This window comes from Aquibacillus halophilus, assembly GCF_009649745.1.
GTDB classification, from domain to species: Bacteria; Bacillota; Bacilli; order Bacillales; family Amphibacillaceae; genus Aquibacillus; species Aquibacillus halophilus.
Genome location: NZ_WJNG01000005.1, coordinates 158,151 through 177,091 on the forward strand (window position 1 = coordinate 158,151; position 18,941 = coordinate 177,091).

18 protein-coding genes and 1 pseudogene are annotated in these 18,941 nt (G+C 33.5%); 4 read left to right on the top strand and 15 right to left on the bottom strand.

Features of this window, described 5'->3' with window-relative positions; all coding sequences use genetic code 11:
* The first annotated feature begins 83 nt into the window (after positions 1-83).
* A complete protein-coding gene (locus tag GH741_RS07370; protein ID WP_153736144.1) occupies positions 84-629 on the top strand; it encodes an RNA polymerase sigma factor in 546 nt (181 codons plus the stop codon).
* A 389-nt stretch (positions 630-1,018) separates the two neighbouring features.
* Here the strand turns inward: GH741_RS07370 and GH741_RS07375 are convergent, their stop codons facing one another.
* The 8 genes and pseudogenes from GH741_RS07375 to GH741_RS07410 all read right to left on the bottom strand — a co-directional run bounded on the left by GH741_RS07375 (position 1,019) and on the right by GH741_RS07410 (position 9,308).
* Positions 1,019-1,561 carry a site-specific integrase gene (locus GH741_RS07375; RefSeq protein WP_153736302.1) on the bottom strand — a complete coding sequence of 181 codons (543 nt, stop codon included), beginning with the start codon at positions 1,559-1,561 and terminating at the stop codon, positions 1,019-1,021.
* A gap of 715 nt (positions 1,562-2,276) precedes the next feature.
* Positions 2,277-2,390, bottom strand: a pseudogene (locus GH741_RS22415) (DUF2642 domain-containing protein); the annotation flags it as partial.
* A 56-nt stretch (positions 2,391-2,446) separates the two neighbouring features.
* Complete coding sequence (locus GH741_RS07385) at positions 2,447-3,034, bottom strand: YdcF family protein (RefSeq protein ID WP_153736145.1); 588 nt, start codon at positions 3,032-3,034, stop codon at positions 2,447-2,449.
* A 368-nt stretch (positions 3,035-3,402) separates the two neighbouring features.
* The gene (locus GH741_RS07390) at positions 3,403-4,311 is read right to left on the bottom strand and encodes an ABC transporter ATP-binding protein (RefSeq protein WP_153736146.1); all 909 of its coding nucleotides are present in this window, start codon (positions 4,309-4,311) and stop codon (positions 3,403-3,405) included.
* Between the two features lies 1 nt (position 4,312).
* Entirely contained in the window at positions 4,313-7,156 is a 2,844-nt protein-coding gene (locus GH741_RS07395; protein ID WP_153736147.1) for an ABC transporter permease, read from the bottom strand.
* A gap of 15 nt (positions 7,157-7,171) precedes the next feature.
* A complete protein-coding gene (locus GH741_RS07400; protein ID WP_240795440.1) occupies positions 7,172-8,203 on the bottom strand; it encodes an efflux RND transporter periplasmic adaptor subunit in 1,032 nt (343 codons plus the stop codon).
* Positions 8,181-8,873 carry an ABC transporter ATP-binding protein gene (locus GH741_RS07405; RefSeq protein WP_153736149.1) on the bottom strand — a complete coding sequence of 231 codons (693 nt, stop codon included), beginning with the start codon at positions 8,871-8,873 and terminating at the stop codon, positions 8,181-8,183. The genes GH741_RS07400 and GH741_RS07405 overlap by 23 nt, the downstream gene beginning before the upstream one ends.
* Positions 8,874-9,152: 279 nt before the next feature.
* A complete protein-coding gene (locus GH741_RS07410) occupies positions 9,153-9,308 on the bottom strand; it encodes a hypothetical protein (protein ID WP_153736150.1) in 156 nt (51 codons plus the stop codon).
* A 244-nt stretch (positions 9,309-9,552) separates the two neighbouring features.
* Here GH741_RS07410 and GH741_RS21580 point away from each other — a divergent pair, with 244 nt between their 5' ends.
* Positions 9,553-9,711, top strand: coding sequence for a hypothetical protein (locus GH741_RS21580; protein ID WP_170287583.1), 159 nt, complete (start codon positions 9,553-9,555; stop codon positions 9,709-9,711).
* Positions 9,712-9,799: 88 nt separating this feature from the next.
* On the opposite strand, the gene GH741_RS07415 is transcribed toward GH741_RS21580, so the two are convergent.
* From GH741_RS07415 to GH741_RS07440, 6 genes are all read right to left on the bottom strand, one after another.
* The gene (locus tag GH741_RS07415; protein ID WP_153736151.1) at positions 9,800-10,585 is read right to left on the bottom strand and encodes an ABC transporter permease; all 786 of its coding nucleotides are present in this window, start codon (positions 10,583-10,585) and stop codon (positions 9,800-9,802) included.
* Positions 10,586-10,589: 4 nt separating this feature from the next.
* On the bottom strand, positions 10,590-11,381 hold the full coding sequence (locus GH741_RS07420) for an ABC transporter permease (RefSeq protein ID WP_153736152.1): 792 nt from the start codon (positions 11,379-11,381) through the stop codon (positions 10,590-10,592).
* Positions 11,374-12,390, bottom strand: coding sequence for an ABC transporter ATP-binding protein (locus GH741_RS07425; RefSeq protein ID WP_153736153.1), 1,017 nt, complete (start codon positions 12,388-12,390; stop codon positions 11,374-11,376). The genes GH741_RS07420 and GH741_RS07425 overlap by 8 nt, the downstream gene beginning before the upstream one ends.
* Before the next feature lie 122 nt (positions 12,391-12,512).
* Positions 12,513-13,364, bottom strand: coding sequence for a patatin-like phospholipase family protein (locus tag GH741_RS07430; protein ID WP_153736154.1), 852 nt, complete (start codon positions 13,362-13,364; stop codon positions 12,513-12,515).
* Positions 13,365-13,465: 101 nt separating this feature from the next.
* Positions 13,466-13,885 (bottom strand): hypothetical protein, encoded by a 420-nt coding sequence (locus GH741_RS07435; protein ID WP_153736155.1) that lies wholly within the window; start codon positions 13,883-13,885, stop codon positions 13,466-13,468.
* A 30-nt stretch (positions 13,886-13,915) separates the two neighbouring features.
* A complete protein-coding gene (locus tag GH741_RS07440; RefSeq protein WP_153736156.1) occupies positions 13,916-15,121 on the bottom strand; it encodes a DUF2515 family protein in 1,206 nt (401 codons plus the stop codon).
* Positions 15,122-15,272: 151 nt separating this feature from the next.
* On the opposite strand from GH741_RS07440, the gene GH741_RS07445 reads away from it, so the two are divergent.
* Entirely contained in the window at positions 15,273-15,413 is a 141-nt protein-coding gene (locus GH741_RS07445) for a hypothetical protein (protein WP_153736157.1), read from the top strand.
* Positions 15,414-15,469: 56 nt separating this feature from the next.
* On the top strand, positions 15,470-15,721 hold the full coding sequence (locus tag GH741_RS07450) for a DNA alkylation repair protein (protein ID WP_338079294.1): 252 nt from the start codon (positions 15,470-15,472) through the stop codon (positions 15,719-15,721).
* A 119-nt stretch (positions 15,722-15,840) separates the two neighbouring features.
* Here GH741_RS07450 and GH741_RS07455 read toward each other — a convergent pair whose 3' ends face one another.
* Positions 15,841-18,933 (bottom strand): AAA family ATPase, encoded by a 3,093-nt coding sequence (locus GH741_RS07455; RefSeq protein WP_153736158.1) that lies wholly within the window; start codon positions 18,931-18,933, stop codon positions 15,841-15,843.
* Between the last annotated feature and the right edge of the window lie 8 nt (positions 18,934-18,941).

The window sequence follows — 18,941 nt, forward strand, 5'->3', positions numbered from 1 at the left end:
ATAGTTAGGGATGGTCAATTCTTGTACTTAAAAACGGGAACCACCCCTAACGGAAAATCTCCCAATTAGAAAAGAGGATAATTATGAATACAGAACAATTAAATAAATCCATCTTTCTAACGAGATTTGATCAACGTATAAATGAACAAAAAGTAAATGAACTCTATATTAAATATCAAAACAAGGTGTACACCATCGCACTTTCTTATGTGAAAGATAACTATTTAGCGGAAGATCTTGCTCATGAAATTCTTGTGAAGTGTTATTTAACTCGTAAAAAGTTTAATGGTGATTGTTCCTTTCATTCATGGATATATCGAATTGCGATCAATCATTGTATAGATTTTTTACGAAGAAGTTACCGTCATCGCGATTTGCTTCATGAAGATTTAGAGTTACTTAATGATAGGAATGTGTGTACAACTGAATCTGAGGTTTTAACTATTTTTGATAAGGAAGAACTCAGAAACAAATTAAGACTACTACCTTCGAAGTACGAAGAAGTCATTATGCTCTACTACTTTAAAGATCTATCTTTGAAAGAAATTGAACATCATCTGAATATAAAGCTTTCGACAATAAAAACAAGGTTGTTTCGGGCGAAGCGGATGTTGAGAGAAATGTATTAGGATGTAGAGCACTATTTTAGTAAAATGTATTCTCTTAAAGGGGAGGCACCACATGTGGCGCCTCCCCTTATTGTTCTATATTTCAGCTCGATATATAAAAAATTCGTAGAGTCATTTTCTGAATTTTGAGTAGTTGGTACCGTGATTTACTTCGGAAAACACGCATCTACCTCAAGCCATTTATCATATATATCAACCCAAGCATTAGAGCCAATTTGTTGTTCAATTCTTTTCGAAATTCCTACTTATCAAACTTCTGTATCACTACCACATTAGGTGGTTTTCTGCAGAAATTCCTCTTGAAATTTCGACGTATTCCTTTTTAAATTGAAACCAACTCATTCTCTTCTATTAACGAACTTTCTTTAGTCACTTAAAATTTTTTGCTACTATAAACTAAAATGCTCTAAACTTTGATCAACAATATCCTGGTTTATACCAATATACCTAAGCGTAATATCTGGGGATGTATGATTGAAAATATGTTGCAACAACGCTACATTTTTGTTAATGGTATAATGCCAAAATCCAAAAGTCTTCCTTAGACTATGGGTTCCAAATTCCGTTATACCAACATTGTTTGCTGCTTTGTTTAATATTTTATATGCCTGAACCCTTTGAAGTGGTAAATCAGTCTTGTATGATGGAAATAAATACTCTTCTTCGTCCTTCCCCTCTATATACTCAGCAATGGTTTTCCGTAATTCTACATTAATTAAAAATCTTTTACTTTTTCTTGTTTTCGTTTCTTTTAAAACAATGTGGGTTTTATGGCTAACATCGCTGACTCTTAGTGGAAGCAAATCACTAATTCTTAACCCAGTATTAATTCCCATAACAAATAAAAAATAATTGCGGTAAGAGTGTCGTCTTAATTCTTCCTTCATTGCATGTATTAGAAAACGATCTCGTATTGGTTGAACAGTTTGCATCCCTTTACTTATTATTGCATGGTAATCAGATTTTATTGTTTCTTTTCTTTCAGGATTTTTAATTTTTGAGCGATTTAATTGATCTATCTTCCGGTTAAGTTCGTACTCTCCATATTTGTCTAAAAGATAGATATACTGACCATTCGTTAAAAATACATGATCACCGTACGAAATTTTCTCCATTACAGTTCACTCCTTTAAATGCGGTTAATCTTTAATTCTATTAAATAATTTTAGTTATGGTTGAACTCCATTTCATTTACCAATATATGTAATGCAGAGAAAGGCTCTCAGACGAAATTAGATTAATGTGGATTGACTATCATCTTTCTAAATCCATTAGAGACGTTTATTTTTCAAAACAATATATACGACAATTCTTACAACAGTTATGATATTATCACTACTAATTTACAAAATATCCATGAACGTAATGATTCGATATGTATCATACCTTTATTTTACAGTAATTGAATGCGAATGGAAACCCTGAAACGACTTGTTTTCATTCAATTTCACAATGAAACATAATACATATTTTGTTTCATTCAAAATAATGTAAGTTTTAAAAAGTATAATTATTAACATAACGATAATCATTTAATCTATTGATATTTCAATTTCAAAAGATAGATTATTTATAATGTTATTTTCATCAAAAAAATAAAAACCCCAAAGTCACTTTAGAGTTTTTTAAATAAAATCATTATTAGGTTCAAGATTCTGAGTTAATCCAAATAATCTCATTGATACGAAAATAGAATGTATAATCACGATCTTGAATTACAACATAATCAGGTTTAGCGTCAGCAAATATTACGTTAACAGGACCATGCGAAGTATCTCCTCATTTTTAATTTTCTCCGTTTTGTTACTATGAAAAAACTAGTACTGCACTAAGTATTTATAGAAGGCCGGAAATTCTCGGATAAGAGAGTAGATATCACGAAATTGAAATATTTCTGCATGTGCCGAATACACTTTATCAATTCCTACCTTTTGAAAAGCAAGTTTTGTCCTTGTTATGTGAAAGTATTGAGTAATTATCATAGCAGACTGGAATTCTAAATCATCCATTATTATTCTTGAATTTCTTGCAGTCATAAATGAGTTATAACCATTACTATCTTCAATTATTCTATCCTTAGAAATTCCTAAACTAGTTAAATAGTCTTTCATTACTTTCGCTTCATCAAATCCTTCCACACCTATCCCACCACTTACAATTATATTATTAAAATATCCTTTCTTATAAAGCTCTGCTACTTTATCTAACCTTGCTTGCAATCTATTTGATGGTTCGCCATTTAATTCAACCTTATTCCCTAATACCACTGCTACATCAGCAACTACAAGTTCGTCATTAATTCCATCTATAACGATCACAACTGAGTGAATAAAAAACCAAAAAAACATACTAATAATAAGGACTTTGATCAAACGTTTAATTTTTCGTTTTCTAGTATTCGTCATACATGTCCCTCCTTTTCACCTTTAGTTCATCATACATTACAAATGTATAGTTATATAAAAATTAGTCACTTATCCCTTTAGGAATTAATTATTAATTTAAGCAAAAAATTTTAATTTAAAAAGAAAGTACAAATCCGCAAAGAATTTGCACTTTCTTTTTATATTTCAGAAAAATGTTTTTACTACTTCTTCTTGTTGTTTACATTGCTCGCAACAGTATTCTATTGTCATGGCATCCTCTTTAATAATGTGAGGCGTTTCTCGATTGCAGTTTTCACAAAATCTTTTTTCACGTATTTTCTCCACTTCAAGACCACACCTTTATAAGTTTATAGTATAGGTATAACCAGTGAAATAAAAATTACTCATTAAGATGGCTTTGTATCAACTGGTCTACGATTTGGATTTAGGAGTGCAATTCTACCATCCTCAAGGACAACTTGAAGTTTATTGGAATCACTAATACCTATTGAATCTAAATAGTCCCTAGGAACTTGAATTCGACCAGCATTATCTAACACAGCATATTCTATATGTGTATCGTCTTCTACATTTGTTTCATTGAGAGTATTTTCGTTCATTATATCGGAATAAATGGAACGACGTAAGATTTCACTAGAAGTTTTTCCGTCCCTGATGGCAACCACACGATCCATCTTTCTAGTTAGTTGCATATCGTGAGTAACAATAACAACAGTTACCCCCAGATTGCGATTTAGCTCTCTAAAAACATCTAAGATGATGTCAGCAGTTTTTGTATCAACACTTCCAGTTGGTTCATCTGCTAATAGCAAGCTAGGATTATTTGATAACGAAATCGCAATAGCAACCCTTTGCTGCTCACCACCTGATAACATATTAAGTTTACTATTTATTCGATGCCCCATGCCAATCATTTCTAATAACTCTTTAGCGCGATCACGTTTATAGCGACCTTTTAACAGCATCGGAAGCTCTACATTTTCAACCGCAGTTAAATATGGTACTAGATTCCTTGCATTATTTTGCCAAATGAAGCCAACTGTATCGCGCTTATATTGTACAAGTTCTTTATCTGTGAGACGTAACAGATCTCTGTCATTAATAATGAGCTTTCCAGCTGTTGGACGATCTAATCCACCCAGCATATTAAGTAAAGTGGATTTCCCGCTTCCACTATTACCGATGATTCCCATCATCTCACCATCTTCTACCTGTAAATCTAGACCCTGCAACGCCATTACTTCGTGCTCGTCATCAATTTTATAGATTTTCACTAAGTTTTCACATGTTATCATATTAATCCTCACCTAACTTTATCGCTTGATGAATTTTGATTTTTCTCAACAACACAACTAAGATTGATAATCCAACAACAAACATAAATGTAACAAACAAGTATATTTTCATCTCATCACTCGAATCAAAAACCACTACAAATGGTGGTACCATTGTTTGAGGATTAAAGGTTAACTGAAACAGTGGGACAAATAGTTTACTTGTAACCCCTCCAATAATCACTCCAAGAAAACACGCTATTCCAGAAGTCATTACTTGCTCCCATATTAGAATGCCAATAAGTTTCGGCATGGGAATCCCCATTGCCCGGTAGACTCCATACTGTAATGTTCTAGATTTAATTGTTAATATCCAGTACAAGAGAAACCCAATAAAGGTAACAAAAATTGAAATAATAAACCCTAGAGTTAAAGTACCGTTTAACCCTAGCAAAAACGCACTATTTTTCAATTCAATAATTTGTGGCTGTACATCTACCATGTTCATTACAGGTATCTGTTCTTTTTTAATACTTTCATATAAGGAATTTCTCGTACTGTTTGGTTTTACCTTCAACCAGGCTTGGTATGGTTCTAGCCCCATTAAATTTTGTACGTAGGATAAGTTCGTTACAATCAGTGTTGGATTAGCATTATCTTCTTTTATTTCCAAAGGGTTAAAAGAAGGCCAATAATCTACGATCCCATAGACAACAAATTCGGCCGAATCAGACCCATCCCATTGTAAAGTAATATAATCTCCCTCTTTAACTCCCAAAGATGTCGAAACCGATTTCGAAATCAGCGCTGCACTAGGTTCACTTGCAATGAGATTTAAATATTCATACCAATGATGTGGAAGTAATGTGGGTTTAAACCATGCCGTTTGACCAAATTTTTTGGGTTCAATCGCCATTAACTCCGCAGAAAAGATGCTTTTTCCTTTACCTTCAACATTTACGTTGTCCATAGTGAAAACCCTTGTTGCGTTCTCAACATCTTCTAATTCTAAAATAGGTTCAAATGGAGGTTCAGTGTAGACTACTTCTTTAGAGTTTGTATCCGTATCTTCTTCTTCACCTGATGGTGTATCTGGAGCATAAGCTGACGTCGTTGCTTCATTGGTTTCCCATCTTACATCAAGAGTTATATCCGCTCCATTTTGGTAACGAATTTGTTCCACAAGATTATTATTTATTGTTCTTGCTGCACTCGCGCTATAAACACCTATTCCTATTGTCATTATTAGAAATAGCATTAAAAACTGATATTGTTTTGCGGACCTGCTTACTTGAAGAAATGTTGAATATAAGGAAATAGACCAAAATCTTTCTCCTATTTTGTATATAAGCTTCAATACAAGTGGATAAATCCGTAAGATAAACAAACCAAAGCCAATTATGAAAATAGCAGGAAGAAAGAAAAGAATAGGATCGATATACATTTCACCATCTGCCATTGTTAAAGAGGTATTATCTCTTTGCTTTTGAAATGAGTACAAACCATAGATAGAAACTCCAATCAATGTTAGATCAAATATAATGGAATACCATTTATAATGATTAACTGAATTGGCTAAATTTTGTTTGTGATTAACTATACTTTGATTAGAGGCAAAGTACACAGGAATCATGATCATTAAAATTGAAGCTAATACAGCAAACAATGCATAAAGATAGGATTCTGGCAGAATTTCTGTCGGTAGCGCAGTTCTTTGAACAAACTCCAAAAAACCATTTGTTCCTCCGAGTATATTACAAAGTAGTAGTCCTAAATATGGACCAATTGCTAATGCAACTATACCGAGAATAGCTATTTCAGTGAAGTATATTAGTAATATCTGAGCCCTTTTTGCCCCCCTACTTGTAAAAACGGCTATTTCATTTAATTGACGATTTATAATCAAACGAGAAACCATATATAAGTAAATTCCTAGCATTACTAGTACAGGAACATTTAAAGACCATAACATCGTTTTCAGCTGATCGCTTCGTGTTTCAAATGTTTTCAAAACATCTTGAATTGGAAAATCAACAAGTATAATGGTCTCCATTAAACTACTAACCTCTGCATTGACTTTCCTGTCTAACCCTAGCAATCCAGGAATACTTTCTATTTTCATCTCTGTATAGTCAAAGACCGTAACAAATTTTCCTGTTTCTAATAAGTTTTTATTGTTTTCAATAAGTTCATTCTTAAATAATTCTTCGAAGACGATAAAATCTTTACTGTAGGAGTCAGGTGGCAACACCCAGTACGGTTCACTAGTATTTTTAGCTATAAACGTTCCTACTGGTTTTACTTGAATCTTAGAGTCACCTTCACCAATTGTAAAAGTAGTTCCGATAACCATATCTCGATCCAAAAGTGCTTTCTCCGTAACTAATGTCTCATACACACCCTCGACTATGGTCTTGCTGGGTAGTTTACCGTCGGTTATCGTAATATGATCCTCAATAGATGTAAATGAAACTATTCTTCCGCTTAATTCTTGGGTTGATTGAGCTTCTAATTCACTAGTAACTTTCATTGGTGTAGTACTTAGGATACTAAGGTCTGTCACAGTTGGAACTTCTGTGTTACCAATTAGATCACTATTAACTTCTTCAACAGTATCCAGGACTGTTAGACGGTCTATTTCTTCATCTTTAGAAAAATTGACAGAATAGGAAAAAGTAGTTGGATAACTGTTATTTTCCAATTGATAGTTTTCTAGATCCCCCAATAGTAATTTTTGCATAACACTAGAAGTGTACGTTGGAATACTTGATACAAGGGAAACAGTAATAAGTAAACCTAGGAATAAGCTACCTGTCAGCCATCGATTGCTCAACATTTTTCTGAAGATTATTTTAAAGATTGTCATGCTTATCCCACCTTCCTACTTAAGAATGACTTTGTCCCCTTCTTTTAACCCCTTTAATACTTCCACTTCTGTATCTGAAACAATGCCAGGCTCAATATCTATTTCACGCTTGGTATTGTCAACAAGTACCTGTACAAAGGTTCGTCCAAAAGAAGTTCGAAGACCGTTTTTCGGTATAATTAGGGTATCTTCACTATTTGCTGTGATTATCTCAATATTAACTGATCCACCAATTTCAACTTCTATCTCTTCAGGATTTTTCAAGTCAATAAGGAGGCTTCTCTTATATAAGTCAGGGTCTTTGTTTACAATATCTTCTGGAACGGTTTCAGGAGTTTGAACAATTTCACCTTGTACGCTCTCACCATTTATTGAAATGTTCACATTCATGCCAACCTTTGTATCTGAGAGATCACTAGCAGTCATTGTTGAATAAATAAGTTGTAGATTTGAACTATCAGCAACTTGAACAATTGATTGGAATGCTTCAACATTTTCTCCTAAGTTTTGGTCAGTAACAAAAGTGATAATTCCACTTATTGGAGAGGTAATTCTAGAGCTAGATAATTGGTTTCTTAGCTGTGTCAAACGTAATTCCAATCCCTTTTTCTGTAATTCTGCAATTTTGATTGAAAAAGTATCAGTAGCTTGTTCTCTTATTTGTTGTAAGCGTAAATCAGCTATTTGATGTTCAATTTCTAACTGATTAATTTCATAAGCAAGATCTCCACTATCTATTTCAGCTAAGAGTTGGCCCTTTTCTACAACGTCCCCTTCTGAAACATGAATTTCCTGTAAACGTCCTCCTGATTGTTCATAAGAAAGAGTTTCACTGCTAGCAGGGATGAAACTAGCATTTCCTGTAATTCGTTGTAACACTTCTCCACTTTGCACTTCCGCTACATCGTATTCTACTTTTGCCGGTTCTACTAAAGGTGGGGCTAACACTTTTTCTTCTTCAGCCAAAAGGGAGCAAGCAGAGATTGAAATAAGAAATGGTAATATAGTAATTAGTACTAATCTATTAGAATATTTCTTGTGTTTCATTTTCAATTTGACCATCCTCCAATGTATAAACATGATCCAATATCTCCAAAATACCTGGGTCATGTGTAGTCATGATAATTGTGGTTTTTTTGTTACTCGTAAGCTCCTTAAAAGCATTTATAATATGGAAGGCCATTTTAGAATCTAGCTCTGCGGTTGGTTCATCAGCTAATATTAAGGAGGGCTTTGGTGCAATAGCACGAGCAATGGCAACTCGTTGTTGTTCCCCACCGGACAGTTCATATGGCCGATGTTTGGCTCTTTTTGTTAAACCAACTAACTCTATTGAATCTCTAATTCTATCTTTCCAATCTTCTTTTGAAACTCCAGAAATTCTTAAACCAAATTCAATGTTTTCTTCAACAGTCATTAAGGGAACTAAACCAAAGGATTGAAAGATGATACCTATATTTGTTCTTCTGAATTCAGAGCTTTGTTTTTCTGTGTAGTCATTAATCAGGGAGTTCCGAAAATATATTTCTCCTTTTGTTGGTTTATCTAGCCCTGCAATTAGATTCAACAATGTTGTTTTTCCAGAACCGGATCTCCCTTTTAGGGCTGTTAAACTATGTGGGGGAATGGTCATATCTATACCGCTTAAAACTTGAACCTTTCTATCGCCTTTCCCGAAAACTCTTTCAACATCTTTTACTGAGATAATCGGTTCCATATACTCACTACTTTCTTTTAGACTTATATATATTTAGATAACGCTTACATTTTAACGTGACTAACTATGTAAAAGACACAAATTTTATTCAATAGTAATAGATTACCATATTTTTGTATTTATTTAATGAAAACTTTATAACTTTTTCAAAATTATAAAATTATAAGTATTTTATCTATAAAGGAGATGGTTTAATAGTTACCATCCCCTCTTTTCATTTTTTTAAAAATTCTAATCAATATTTAATTAACTATTTCAAATTTTAAAATGACGAACAAGTCAATTCAACTCATCGGATAATTCAGCTAATTCTTCAGAGTTAGTTGTTACTTCTTCCTTGGTACTACTAGCTTGTTCAGCAACTGCTGAAGTTTCTTCTACACCTGCTGCAGACTCTTCTGAAACAGTAGCAATTTCTTCAATTGAATTACCCATGTCTTGGCTTGCTGATGAAATAGTAGAAAGATTATCAATCTCTAGTTTGAAATGGAGTAATACTCATTTATGTAGGGATAAAGAAAGGAGTTGTAAAAATAGTCTTATACTTTTCATAATAATATCTTTATTTTTTCGATTTTCAACATAATTCATCGTATTTCTTGATTGTTTATTATTTATCCGTTGTGTAATCAGACAAGTTTTTGAATTCGTATAATGTAATAAGAAAGGAGGACTTGACTTGAAGCAACTCGAATGGCAGATGGTATTGTTTGTTGGCACTTTTCTTGCTCATGACTTGTGGATTTATTCTGGACTCCCACAGCTTTACTATTGGGATGTGAAGAGGGACCATTTTAAAAAAATAAAAAATAAAGACGATAAAAACAAGATAACATAATTGTTCCTTATTTGTATTATAAAAAGAGGCTCTAAAAAGCCTCTTTTTATTCTTTAAACCTTATACTATTAAATCATACCTTTACTATTTAGTTCCCTGCTCCCCTATATTTCGTTACACCAATATTCCACATGAATATAGAAATAGACAAAAATAGAATGCCCATGATTGGAGTGAGAAAGGCATACCCGTACCATTCCTGTCTTCCTAAAAAATACGCTGATGGATAGACACCAACAAATGCAAAAGGCAAGATCCACGTTAATATAAAGCGAATAACATTGTTATAAATATCGACTGGATAGCGACCGTAGTTACCGATATTATACATCATTGGCATAATGCTAGTGGGACTGTCTGACCAGAAACTAATGCTTGCTAGGAGAACAAAAATACCTGCATAGACAAAAGCGCCTCCAAATACCATCATGATAAACACAAACGGATCATACCATGAAATAGATAGATTCAACCTACTTCCTGCATAAAACATAACTCCTAGACCAGTAAAAATTCCAAATAAGGATTCTAATTCCATCCGTTCGAGAATAATTTGAAACAAGCTATGGATTGGTCTAGTTAAGATTCTGTCCATTTCTCCCTTAACAATATATCTTTCATTGAAATCCCAAATGTTAAAAAAAGCACCGAAAATGGCAAAAGGGACTAGAAAAAAACCATAAATAAAAATAATCTCGTCTCTTGACCAACCACTCAAAAACTCTGTGTGATCAAACACTACAAGGATAAAAATTAAATTTACTGCTTGAAAAAGTATATCTGAAAAAATTTCTATTACCATATCTACACGATACGTCAAACGAGTTTTAAGGTATTGAGCTACATATTGAAAAAAGATTGTTATATATGTCATCTATCTAACCCCCCTGTACAATAAGCTGTTTCTTCGCTACGACCCACAACACCTGAATGGGTACAATTAGTATTAGCGCCCATACCAACTGGAATAGAATTGCACTGGAAACTTCACTACCTACAAAGCTTTCTGTAAATATCATGCTAGGAATGTAACTTATCGCTTGGAAAGGCAGGAAATCCATCACTTGTTGTGCCCATCCAGGGTAAAAACTTATTGGTAGTAGAAGACCTGAAAATAGATCAATAACTACTCGCTTAGCACGTATTAAACCATCATTATTGAAAAAGAAAAATGTAAGCACACCAGTAAGAAGATTTATTTGTGTATTAATAATAAAACTTAATATAATTGCCATTACGAAATATAACCAGGTAATTAAAGAAGCTGAAAAAGTAATGGGAAAAATAAAAGAAACAATGACCATACCTGGAATTGAAAAGAAACTCAAACGGAAAATACCTTCACCAAGTCCTTGCATCATTTTCATAAACAAATAATTATAAGGACGAATAAATTCAACGGCTACTTTTCCTTCTTTAATTTCCTGTGCAATTTCACGATCAATATTATTGAAATAGAAGGCTCTTGCCATCCAGGCAACAGCTACATAAGTAGTCATCTGTAACACTGACATTCCTTCGATGGATTCTTGTCCCCCATATATAGCTTTCCATAAAAAGTAGTAAGCTCCTATATTAATACTGTATATCAGAATCCCACTATAATAGTTGGTCCTATAAGCAAGCATCATGAGAAAACGTATCCGGATCATCTCTATGTACTTAGGCATTGATTGCGCCCTCTTCGTAGATATTTCGAATGATTTCTTCCGTTGATATCTCATGAATCTTAATATCAGTTATTTTGTGAGCAGCAACTACCCTACCAATAACTTCAGAAATTACATGTTCATCATTTAATACATTTGCAACCCAAACATTTTGACGATCTCCTCTTGTCCACTCCGCCTCAAGTTCTGTTAACAGTGGGTTTAGCTTCATTCTAGAAATTTCAACATCAGCAAATTGAAACTCTATTTGCTTACCTTCTCCCCAATTTGATTTAAGCTTTGATAGTTTTCCATCATAGATAATTTGTCCTTCATCGAGCATAATCACCCGTTCACAAAGTGCTTCAATATCTGTTAAGTCATGAGTAGTTAACAATACAGTAGTTTGATACTTTTCATTTATCTCCTTAAGGAAGTTACGAATCTTTAATTTCACTAAAACGTCCAGTCCAATCGTTGGTTCATCAAGAAATAATAATGAAGGATTATGGAGAAGTGCAGCAGCAAGTTCACATCTCATCCTTTGCCCTAATGAAAGCTTTCTAACAGGCTTATCTAATAGTGGAGCAATATCTAGTGATTCAATTACATGGTTCATATGTTTTTTATAAACATCGTCAGGAACTTTATAAACTTTTTTTAGTAACCGAAACGATTCCTGAACCGCAATATCCCACCATAATTGTGAACGTTGTCCAAATACTACCCCAATAGACTTTACAAATTTCTCTCTTTCTTTATGTGGGTCCATTCCATTTACAGTTACGATTCCTGAAGTTGGAGTTAAAATTCCTGTGAGCATTTTAATGCTTGTAGATTTTCCTGCACCATTCTCACCAATGTAGCCGACCATTTCTCCTTTATTGATATCAAATGAAATATCTTTTACAGCCGGAATAACTTTATAATTACGCGTAAACAAGTCCCTGAATGCTCCCTTTAATCCAGAGCGACTTGAAAACGATTTGAATTCTTTTCTTAATTGATCTACTTGAATAATTTTTTCCATCCGACGTATTTCCTCCTTATTTGCGCTTTTATATTTTAACCGAAGTGTATGGTAAGAAACAATTTTTCTAGCTCAACTAAAAATTAACCCTTCAGAATTTGAAGGGTTAATTTAGGATGAAATTATAATGTTAGAAAATCTTGTATATCTTGGAATTGAGCTTTTGCATCATGGTAACCAAGGTCATACAAACTTAATAGTTTGGGTTTATTTCGTTCAATTCTACTAACCTGTATTGGAATACTTGGTTGAATAACATAAAGATTTCCTTTCTTTTTCTCTTCCTCCATATAGGCTAAAGTGTCATTGTATAGTTGATGTCTTTCTAGCAATATATCTGCTATTGCTGGATACTTTCTATACATTACTTTCATAACCTTAGAGAATTTACTCGGTTCTTTTCTATAATCACTAGGTTTGGTCATCACAATCACATTCTTAGATTTTCCGTCTGCTTGCGATTTCCTGATAGGGATAGGATCAATTATTCCACCATCTAATAAAAACTTTTCTTTATACTCGACACTAGGAGCTACAAATGGTAGGGAGCTAGAAGCTCTAATTATATCTAGCATTTGTTCCCCATCTTCTTTTTTATTAAAGTAGATAGCTTCTCCAGTTTGGCAATCTGTTGTTCCTACCACTAATTGCTCATCTGATTCCAAAAAAGTATCATAGTCAAAGGGAACAAGCTTATTGGGTATCTCATCAAATAGAAAATCCATTCCAAACAATTGTCTTTTTGTTAAATAATTGCGAAATGAAAGAAATCTAGCATCATTAACGTAATCGATATTTACTGTTTTGTTTCTTCCTATTTGTCTAGATAGGTAGGACGCCGCCATGCATGCACCTGATGAAACTCCGATAACATATGGAAAATAGAGGTTATTTTCCATAAAGTAATCAAGCACACCAGCTGTATATAATCCTTTCATGCCTCCCCCTTCTAGTACAAGTCCAATATCTTTCATACTATTACTCCGTTTCTGTATTTAAATTCAATTACAAAGCTGAATTATTTCCATTCTAAAATTATAACGTTTACAAAAAAAACAATCCAATAAAACATCTCCTATAAGCAAAACTGACACCAGATACGGTTATCTTTAATTATAATGTGCTTTATGTTACCAATTGGAACCATTTTAATTTTATTTACTTTATCTAGATCAACAATTATTCCTTCCTCTTGATAACTAATTACTGGTGGTCTATGAAATAATTTTTTATTGATCCATTCATTTTTTATTGGACTCATGCTAATAACCTTCAGATAAATTTTTCTTCTGTCAATCACTGTCGGATGCAGTACGACTTCGAATGAAATTGGGATAAACAGTTTCTTTACAGTTCCGTTTATCTGGAGGTTATTATTGTTTAAGAGTAAATTATAGTTTTTAACTGATTTATGCATTTTCTTGGCAACTAAATAGTCAATTACACGTTTCGGAATAGGTACCTGTAAACCATAACCATCTTTTTTGTAGCTCATCGCATCTACTCCATTTAACCAAAATGTTCTTTAATCCTCTTTAGTTATTTGCTCGAAAAGGATTAACGTATATAGGGATGAACAATATTCATCAGTAATATCAAATTCCCTTGGCGTGTTTATAGAATTAAAATTCTTCATAACATTTAATTCTTTAAACCAATCTTCTTTTGTATTTAAAAGGTGTTGTTGATTTTGCCAAGCATCTGTTAGTCGTGGACTAAATATAAAAGGCAATGGTTTATCTGAACAAGTAGTTTTTGTGTCTTTTATCGTAGTCTCATTACCATTTTCAACATCACTGTTAAAAATTGATGGCCAATAATCCGCTCTTGATCCAGTATGACTTTGTTTGCTACTAAATTTATTCGCCCCATTTAGAACTTTTTCCACACCAAATAAGATGGTATATAACAGCTTGCCAATCTCAATTCTAGCTTGTAGGCTTTGAAAATCGGATATACTTACCCCAGCTAATCTTATTTCACCATTTTTTTTGAAATAAGGAAAAATAACCTTTGAGAACTGAAATAGTTCCTGTGCTTGATAAGGTAGAGTGTTAAATACATTTTCCTCGAAGATTTCAGCTTGAACTACTTTTTTCTCAATAACGTTTTGTTCATTGATTATCAATGCGATGGTTAGTAACTGTGAATTGGCATTATGAAAGAACTCATCCCAAAATGGCCTCATGAATCTGGAAACTCTAAAAGCTGGTAGTAGATAGAATAAATTTGTGTTTCTATGTTTGCTTGCTTCATATAGGAGTAACTGTGGGAATACATCTTGGAAGATTAAAGCATTAGAATTTTCAAGGAAAGAAAAAAGGTTGTTAATTTGTTTTTCAGTAATGAACTTTGAAACTAGATTCCCTTTTAAATCCGTCATGTTCCATCCGCCATTTCTTGAGACCATATGTGCCAGAAAAGCCCAATGCACCTCTTGATTAGCTAAATAAAAGTCTAAATATGCTTTTGTACGTGTTACATTGTTTTCATTGTACTTTCTCGTTTTAGCATTTATTTCAAGAACCAAATTACTTTCACCAGTTGTATGATATTCTTCTGATTTTTCAGCACTAGTAATTTCTTTTAATTGATTGCTTATTTTTATTAGGAGGTGTTTTTCTATTTGTAATTTAGTCCACCGAAAAGTAGCTCTTCTTTGAATAATAAAGGTAGCAACTGAACGTTTAACATTCTTCCATAAATGAGATAGATTAGCTTTATTCAACATGGTTCATCCCTTCTATTACTATGTTTATGAATTTAGGATGTAAATGTACATAAATCCTGGTAATTTGAAAGGAGTTTCTATTAATTACCATCATGTTTTTAAATTAATTGGGTCAAAATATAATAAAACAAATGTTAAAGGTGGAATCTAGATGGATAAGAAGGAAAAGTTAAATAACGAAGTGAAGAAAAACGCTGGTGGGGCTTTTGCTAATTCAGATAACCATATTCCTAAAGACGTAAGAGAAACTTATTTCACCGATAAAGGAAATAGAAGCAAGAATCGCAAGTAATTCGAGACCATTCGTGGATTCATAATCAAAGATAATAATAGTGGAGGTGTTATTTAGTGACCAGTCCTTACCAATGTCCTAACTGTAAAACAAACCGAAGAAGGTTTAATATTATTGAACAGGTAGCAAAGCCTGTGAAATTAGACCCTCATTCCGGACAGATAACAGATAATTATACTAGCGAAAATATAGACCAGTTTCATGTAACCTACAATGGACCACAACAAAGAATCCAGTGTGGTGCTTGCGGTCTAATAGAAGATGAACAACAATTTATAAAATATGCAGAAAGAAATCAATTAGGTTAAAAGCACTTTACTGCGGTAAGTGCTTTTAATTTGTCTTAAACAAAAAAATGAGTCCACTATTATTGGTGGACTCATAAGGTAAACAAAACTGTATAGGTGAGGAATGTATCTTCCAGCTCTTAATTAACCACAAACCTTGTCCGACTGAATCCTTCTTTTGTCTTTTCTACTTGAAGAATAGCTGGAATTGCAGTTTTGAGTTCTTGCACGTGTGAAATGACACCAATCATTCTTCCAGATTGTTGTAAATCAATTAATGTATCAATAGCCTTATTGAGCGATTCTTCATCAAGCGAACCAAAGCCTTCATCAATAAACATTGTTTCAATAGATACCCCACCTTGGAAGCTTTGAATGACATCCGCCATACCCAGAGCTAAACAGAGGGAAGCATTAAATTTTTCTCCACCTGATAGTGTTTTAACATCCCTAGTTTGTCCGGTGTACGCATCATGTACATCTAAACCTAAACCGCTTTGACGCCCGCGGCTCTCCATCCGGTCGCTTCTCATCAAATAAAATTGTCCATTAGATAGACGTCGTAAGCGGTCATTTGCAGCTTGAATGATTTGTTCTAAATACTCTATTTGTAAATACCTTTCAAATGATATCTTAGCACTGTTTTGTCCCCTGATCACATCATAAAGGTCTGTGACCCGGTTAAGCTCTTCCTCTTCCAATCGTACATTTTCATTGGCTCTATGGATATTTTGCTTTAGTTCTAATGCACTCTTACGATACTCTTTTGATTGGTTAAGTTGATTTAGAGCAGTTTCATATGCTTGTCTGAAATGCTCTAATTCAGTGGTAAGGGCCTTCAAATCAAACCCTTTTTTATCCTTCAAGCTTTCTGATAACTCTTTTACTTGCTCCTTCAATAGAGCAAGAGTTGTATTAAATTCATCGATTTCTACTTTTAACTTGTTTCTTGTTGTTTCAACTAAGATAGCCTCTTTATACTCTTGCTCAGAAGCAAATCCTGCCTTTGCTAATGCTTGATCAAAGCTAATTTGCGAAGCGTCTGTTTTTTCCTTTGTCTCTTCCACTTGCTTCTTAGCGTGAACAAGGTTGGATTTTGCATTGGTATGTTCTTCTTTTGCTTGTTGAAGCTTCTGTTGTGCTTCTTCCCAAGCTTTCTCTAAACTTAACTTTAATGATTTAGTAGTATCTATTTGTTTTTCTAGTTCTGACAAAATTCTTATTTCTTCAGGAATCGATTGGATTCTTTCCTGGTAAGTAGCTCGTTTTGTATCATAGGATGATTTTACATCATTATATTTAGCAGTTACTTGTTTTATATTTTCTTCTAACGCTTCGATTGCCTTTTCATTTTTTTGAGATTGTTCTCGTTGTCCAAGTAATTTTTCATGAGAACTTTTTAGTTGATCAATTTTATTTTTTAATTGTTTACCTTCTTCTAAAAGTTCAATTCGGACCGAATCAACTTTTTCTAGTGAGATAGAAATTTGTTCGATTTCCTGTTGTTTTTCCTTAACAAGTGTTAAAGCTGTTTCATACCGTGCAATGACTGTTCGATAGTCTCCGTCTTTTTTATTTAGATCATTTTTAGCTTTTTCAAGCTCTTCTTTTGTTGGAGTTCCATCTTGATTTGTTGCCTTATTTGGATGCTGTTCACTACCACAAACTGGGCAAGGCTCCCCGTTATGGAGATGAGTAGCAAGAATACTGGCTTGTCCATTAAACCAAGCTGCTTCGATTTTTGTGTAATTCGATTGAGCTGATTCAAAGTTTTTCTTTTTTATTTTTAATTCCTTTTCAAGCTCTAACAAATTATCATTTAGTTTTTTATAATCATCTAGAATTTTATAATTTTCTCTCATGTCAGTTAGTTGTTGCTGATTAATTGGTAACTGATTCGTAGCCATTTCCAACTCATTTATTTCCTGTTGTAGTTCTTGTTTTAACTTCTTCTTCTGCTTCATCTGTTCTTCGAGTGATTTGAAGTGATCAGATAACTGCTTAACCGAGGACTCTAATTGTGAAAGTTCCTGTTTCTTCGCGTCACTTTCTTTAACTATTGGCAAAATATCTTGAAGACGGTCTAATTTTTTGGTTGTGTCTTCTCGCTCATTTTTCTTGTTTTCTTGGTGCTGATAAAACGCTTGTGCATTTTCCAATTTTTCAATTTTTGTATCTAAATCTGAAATAGCATTGTTTAGTGTTTCATTTTTTCCTTTTTGAGCATGCTGCCAATCAAGGAGTTGATGGTGATAGACTTCTACATTGCTAGCACGTTCTGCAGATTTCAACTGTTTTTCTTTCACTTGAAAGTTCGGGGTCTTCTCTTGAATGTCATTCAGTTTTTGTTTTTTTACATCTAATTCTTTTAATTGATCATTTAATGCTTTTGCTTGATGATATTCGGTTTGTTTTTTGTCATGTGACTCATAAGCATCATTATACTTTTTGTCATCAAGAAGGATCTTTTCTTCATAGAAGCTTACTTCACCTTCTAGCCCTTCGATTACTTGATTAATATTATAATAGTCTTCAGATAACACACGAGATAACGTGGAGTGTTCACGCTCAGGTAAAACGGACGGAATATTTTTAATATAATGGTCCCTTTGTTGAGACTTTTGATTAAACGTCTCTTCTACAACCTTTTTCTTTTCCTTCAAACGTTCAGTTATTTGCTTATATGGCTCTGTTTTAAAAATACGTCTTAAGATTTCTTCTTTATTCTCGGTTTGGGAAGTTAATAGTTTCCTAAATTCACCTTGTGGCAGCATAACTATCTGACTGAATTGGTCCTGTGACAATCCGATTAAAGATTCAACTTCTTTGTTTATTTCAGATACCATTTGTCTGTCTACACAAGGAACTTCCTTATCATTAACGAATTCGTAAAATTCATAACGTTCCCCAGTCGCACCTTTATTGCCTTGTTTCACATGTCCTAGCTGCCGAAGAATTCGAAAAATGCGTCCGTGAATTTCAAACTCTAATTCAACAGAAGTATGTGTGTCATCTTCAGCAAAGTCACTCCTAAGTAGCTTGGAGTCGTTACGATCCTCCCCACTTGCTGAACCGTATAATGCAAAGCAAATTCCATCAAAAATAGTGGTTTTGCCTGCCCCTGTATTACCAGATACAACAAATAACCGATTCTGATTCAACTCTGTAAAATCAATTGTTTCTGTATTTTTATATGGTCCAAACGCTGTTAGCTTAAGTTTTAATGGTTTCAATACGGGCC

Excerpts from the sequence above, each read along its gene's own strand:
- GH741_RS07370 (WP_153736144.1), top strand. The coding sequence starts at position 84 with ATGAATACAGAACAATTAAATAAATCCATCTTTCTAACGAGATTTGAT.
- GH741_RS07375 (WP_153736302.1), bottom strand. The coding sequence starts at position 1,561 with ATGCAAACTGTTCAACCAATACGAGATCGTTTTCTAATACATGCAATG.
- GH741_RS07385 (WP_153736145.1), bottom strand. The coding sequence starts at position 3,034 with ATGACGAATACTAGAAAACGAAAAATTAAACGTTTGATCAAAGTCCTT.
- GH741_RS07390 (WP_153736146.1), bottom strand. The coding sequence starts at position 4,311 with ATGATAACATGTGAAAACTTAGTGAAAATCTATAAAATTGATGACGAG.
- GH741_RS07395 (WP_153736147.1), bottom strand. The coding sequence starts at position 7,156 with ATGACAATCTTTAAAATAATCTTCAGAAAAATGTTGAGCAATCGATGG.
- GH741_RS07400 (WP_240795440.1), bottom strand. The coding sequence starts at position 8,203 with ATGAAACACAAGAAATATTCTAATAGATTAGTACTAATTACTATATTA.
- GH741_RS07405 (WP_153736149.1), bottom strand. The coding sequence starts at position 8,873 with ATGGAACCGATTATCTCAGTAAAAGATGTTGAAAGAGTTTTCGGGAAA.
- GH741_RS07410 (WP_153736150.1), bottom strand. The coding sequence starts at position 9,308 with ATGGGTAATTCAATTGAAGAAATTGCTACTGTTTCAGAAGAGTCTGCA.
- GH741_RS07415 (WP_153736151.1), bottom strand. The coding sequence starts at position 10,585 with ATGACATATATAACAATCTTTTTTCAATATGTAGCTCAATACCTTAAA.
- GH741_RS07420 (WP_153736152.1), bottom strand. The coding sequence starts at position 11,381 with ATGCCTAAGTACATAGAGATGATCCGGATACGTTTTCTCATGATGCTT.
- GH741_RS07425 (WP_153736153.1), bottom strand. The coding sequence starts at position 12,390 with ATGGAAAAAATTATTCAAGTAGATCAATTAAGAAAAGAATTCAAATCG.
- GH741_RS07430 (WP_153736154.1), bottom strand. The coding sequence starts at position 13,364 with ATGAAAGATATTGGACTTGTACTAGAAGGGGGAGGCATGAAAGGATTA.
- GH741_RS07435 (WP_153736155.1), bottom strand. The coding sequence starts at position 13,885 with ATGAGCTACAAAAAAGATGGTTATGGTTTACAGGTACCTATTCCGAAA.
- GH741_RS07440 (WP_153736156.1), bottom strand. The coding sequence starts at position 15,121 with ATGTTGAATAAAGCTAATCTATCTCATTTATGGAAGAATGTTAAACGT.
- GH741_RS07445 (WP_153736157.1), top strand. The coding sequence starts at position 15,273 with ATGGATAAGAAGGAAAAGTTAAATAACGAAGTGAAGAAAAACGCTGGT.